The 3,687-nt window shown below is 61.3% G+C and carries 5 protein-coding genes and 1 pseudogene; all 6 read right to left on the bottom strand.

From position 1 onward, the window contains the following. Positions 1 to 163, bottom strand: a pseudogene (locus tag EN969_RS21345) (methyltetrahydrofolate cobalamin methyltransferase); the annotation flags it as partial. An 81-nt stretch (positions 164 to 244) separates the two neighbouring features. Continuing rightward, positions 245 to 1,336 (bottom strand): methylenetetrahydrofolate reductase, encoded by a 1,092-nt coding sequence (locus tag EN969_RS21340; RefSeq protein WP_063168204.1) that lies wholly within the window; start codon positions 1,334 to 1,336, stop codon positions 245 to 247. Beyond that, the gene (locus tag EN969_RS21335; RefSeq protein ID WP_013531169.1) at positions 1,333 to 1,959 is read right to left on the bottom strand and encodes a methylenetetrahydrofolate reductase C-terminal domain-containing protein; all 627 of its coding nucleotides are present in this window, start codon (positions 1,957 to 1,959) and stop codon (positions 1,333 to 1,335) included. Before EN969_RS21335 ends, EN969_RS21340 begins: the two co-directional genes overlap by 4 nt. Continuing rightward, complete coding sequence (locus EN969_RS21330) at positions 1,952 to 2,254, bottom strand: virulence factor (RefSeq protein WP_013531170.1); 303 nt, start codon at positions 2,252 to 2,254, stop codon at positions 1,952 to 1,954. The genes EN969_RS21335 and EN969_RS21330 overlap by 8 nt, the downstream gene beginning before the upstream one ends. A gap of 204 nt (positions 2,255 to 2,458) precedes the next feature. Then, positions 2,459 to 3,241, bottom strand: a complete 783-nt coding sequence (locus EN969_RS21325) for a formyl transferase (protein WP_027160505.1) — start codon at positions 3,239 to 3,241, stop codon at positions 2,459 to 2,461. 93 nt (positions 3,242 to 3,334) lie between these two features. Next, positions 3,335 to 3,687: DUF4893 domain-containing protein (locus EN969_RS21320; protein ID WP_127419368.1), on the bottom strand; the 353-nt coding region annotated here is incomplete at its 5' end.

The raw sequence follows: 3,687 nt of genomic DNA, 5'->3' as shown, positions 1-3,687 counted from the left end.
GCTCCAATGCGTCCCTGATGACGGTCTCGAAATTGCCCGCGATCATCTCGGCGGCCAGCTTCTTGCGGCCGGTCGGGTTGATGCGTTCGCCGATCACGCAGAACGGCTGGTCGAAGCCGATGATGATTTCTCGTGTCGCCGAAGCGACGATGGTACGGGTCATAAATTCTCTCCGCCGTGATATAAAGATTTCTTTATATCGTTGTCTGGTTTCGTTCAAGCGAATGGGTGGCCGTCCGCGCCGTCAGTGCGCGGTCTTCACCATATCCACCTGCGTTTCGGTAATATCGTCGTGCAGTATGTGCTCGAGCCGATCGGCGACCATCTGGTCGTCGCGGCGGATCTCGCGTTTCCATGGCTGGCGGCCCTTCAGCACGCCCGATTCATCGACGATCTCGGCGACATATTCCTCTTGCCGGTAGGCCATCACGTGAACGCCGGAAACACCTGATATTTCCTTCACCTCGTTGATGATGTCGATGCAGAGCTGCTTGCCTTCCTTTTTCTGGTCCTGGGCGCCTTCCAGCCGCTTGATGACGGAATCGGGAATATGGATGCCCGGCACGTTCGAGCGGATCCACTTGGCCGTCTTGGCCGAGGCGAGCGGCCCGACGCCAACCAGGATGAAGCATTTTTCGGTATAGCCGAGGTCGCGCACCTTTTGCATGTAGGTGCGGAACATGGGCACGTCGAAGCAATACTGGCTCTGTACGAATTGCGCGCCGGCGGCGATCTTCTTGCCCAGCCGGTGCGGGCGGAAGTCGATCGGCGGCGCGAACGGATTGATCGCAGCACCCAGGAAAAGCTGCGGCGGCGTCGTCAGCTTGCGGCCGGACAGGAACTTGCCGTTGTCGCGCATGATGCGGCAGGTTTCCAGGAGCGACATGCAGTCGAGATCGAACACCGGCTTGGCGCCGGGCTGGTCTCCGGCCTGCACGCCGTCACCTGTCAGGCACAGCATGTTGGCGACGCCCATCGCAGCCCCGCCCAGCACGTCGCCCTGGATGGCGATGCGGTTCTTGTCGCGGCAGGCGATCTGCATGATCGGCGCATAGCCCATGCGCGTCAAAAGTGCGCAGATGCCGACCGAGGACATGTGGCAGTTGGCGCCCGATGCATCGACGGCGTTGATGGCGTCGACCCAGCCGTCGAAGATTTTCGCCCTGTTGTAGACGTCTTCCGGATCGGCGCTGTCGGGCGGGTTGAGTTCCGTCGTCACAGCGAACTCGCCGCGCCGCAGTACGCGCTCCAGCCGACCGCGCGAGGTGTGGCCGGGCAGGGGTTCGAGCGGCAGGTGGATGCCGGCCGGGTTTTCGTCGCGCTGGCGGCCGATCATGCCGACGCCCCGGTGCTGGCCGCCTCATTCTTGGCGGCAGCGGCGGCTTCGCGCGCGGTGGCCGCCTGCGCGGTCACCCGCAGCCAGGCCGAGGTTTCACGCAGCGACTGGTCGACCGGCTTCTGCACGGTCAGGATCCTGTCGCTGTGCACCATGTTCTGCGAGCCTTCCCAGGCCTTGACCCAGACGCAGGGCATATCGGGCTCGACCTCGCAATTGCCGTTGGCGCGGACACCGCCGCAAGGGCCGTTGCGCAATTGCTTGGGGCAGTTCATCGGGCAAGACATGCCTGTCGAGGACAAGATGCACTGGCCGCACATGCGGCAGTCGAACATGAAGCCCTTGACGCGCTTCTCGACAAATTTGATCGGCCCTTCGACACGGCCATAGCCTATGCCTTTCCATAAGGGATGGAGGAGCAGGAACATGTCGGCGAATTTGGCGTAGAACCATTCGAGTAATCGCGAGTGCCGCACCGACCATAATCTGACCGCGAAGGAACGCTGCACGCGCCGCTGCGGCGATACGTCGGCCGGCTTGTAGTCGGATTTCGGCGCTGCCTTCTTGACCAGAGTGGCCTGGGTAACAGCCGGCCTCTCCTTGGCAGGAATGGTTTCAGACATTTTCTTTGCCGCCCGCCTTGACCAGAGCGACCAGCCGCTCGCGGTCATATCTCGTGTCGATGTCGTTGAATGCCTTCTCGACTTCGGCTTCGAGGTCGTCGCCGACCGGAATGGGATCGGCTTTGCGCCATTCGGCCAGATAGTCGTCTGTACCGCCGGCGCCGGTGCGCATGGCGCACATGTCGATCGCCTCGGTAAAGCGCAGCGGCAGTTCGCGCTTGGCGTTCTGCCGGCCCTTCTTGACGATCACCTGGGCAGGGATGTCGCGCCAGTAGACGACGATCAGATCGGCCATGAATTCTCACTCCTCGAACTATCGAGCATTGCCGCAAGCGCAGTGGTGCCGCTTGTTATGGGACGACGCGCGCGCATTCAAAAGCGACGCATATCGATGTCGTAAAATGAAAAGTGGGTTTATTCGTTTGCGGCGTGTGCCGGCGCCCGGTCCAGCGCGTCGGAAACGCTGGCGCGCAGTATGCCGTCCAGGACGAAAAACGCGCTACCAGATGCCAGTTCTGAGGCCCGTCCAGACGTAGAACCAGATCGTCGGATGATACCAGAGTTTCGAAGGCAGGCCGGGATCGATCGTCGTGAGTTTTCCAGCCAGTGCATCGCTGACAGCCTCGACGCAGATGTCGCGCGAGAACGCCGTCTGGCGTAGCGCGTGACTTGAGATGGTGTCGCCTTTTTTCGATCTGCCGCGCGCCTGCTTCAGCACGCCACCAGTGTCGACGCCAGCGTCGACGAGGTGGACAGTCGTGCCGAAATTCTCCGCATCGCCTGATACCAGAGCCCAATAGCCGCCATTCATGCCGCGATATTTCGGCGTGATGCCCGCATGGTAGTTGAGCACCGGGCAGGGCATTTTGCTCAGCATCTCAGCCGAGATTAGTCGGCAACCGTTGAGCAGCACAACGCCTGGCCGGATCTTCTGGATCGCCTGCAGGCACTCAAGCCCATTGGCCGAGGCTACCGGGATGATCTCCTGGCCTGGTCGCGGCTCAACCTCCAGCTTCTCCTCGGCAATCAGTCGCGCGCTATGGCCGGCCAGGAATCGCTTGCCCAACCTACTCAGTACCATCGTGCCAAGCTGGCCGATGGCGGAAATCCAGCCTTGGCGGCGAGCCCGGCCACGCAGCAATTGCTTTTTGGATTCAGGCGTTTCGAGGACGACGCTGACAGGACCTACGCGGTCGGCGATCGCATTGATCATAGCCCAGACATGCTGGCCGCCTCCGGTGACGACCACGATCGGACGCGTATTGGATTCTGATGCTGCCATGGATCTTGCCCCCTCCAAGCAACCCTTCTCGACAATAGACGGGATGCTAGGGTGTCCGGGTTAATCCTTGGTGATCAGCTCTTCGATACACAGTCAGCGCTTGAATTCGATGATATCGAGCTTCGATTCATAGTAGGGCGCCGGAAATTCGATGCGCCATTCCTTGGCGCTGTTGCGGAAGGCGTAGCCGACCTGGTCGGTTTGCGGACCGCTGCCATAGGGCTTTGCCGGATCGCTGTTGACATAGAAGGAGCCGAGATAGATCGCGCGTTTCTCGCCATCGTCGAAGAAACGGCCCCTGGTGCGCTGCGAGCCGCTGATCTTCTCCAGCCGCCAGCCGGAACCGTCATCGGTCACCTTGCACTTGAACCAGCCATAGATGACGAGCGGCAAAGGTCCGCCGGCCTTGATGGTGCGGCACTGCCAGTTGCCGGTCAGGTCCTTGT

The sequence above is a fragment of the Mesorhizobium sp. M7A.F.Ca.CA.003.01.2.1 genome, assembly GCF_003998945.1.
Classification (GTDB): domain Bacteria; phylum Pseudomonadota; class Alphaproteobacteria; order Rhizobiales; family Rhizobiaceae; genus Mesorhizobium; species Mesorhizobium ciceri.
The sequence above is the reverse complement of the archived record's forward strand: the minus strand, read 5'-3'. Positions and strand labels throughout refer to the sequence as shown.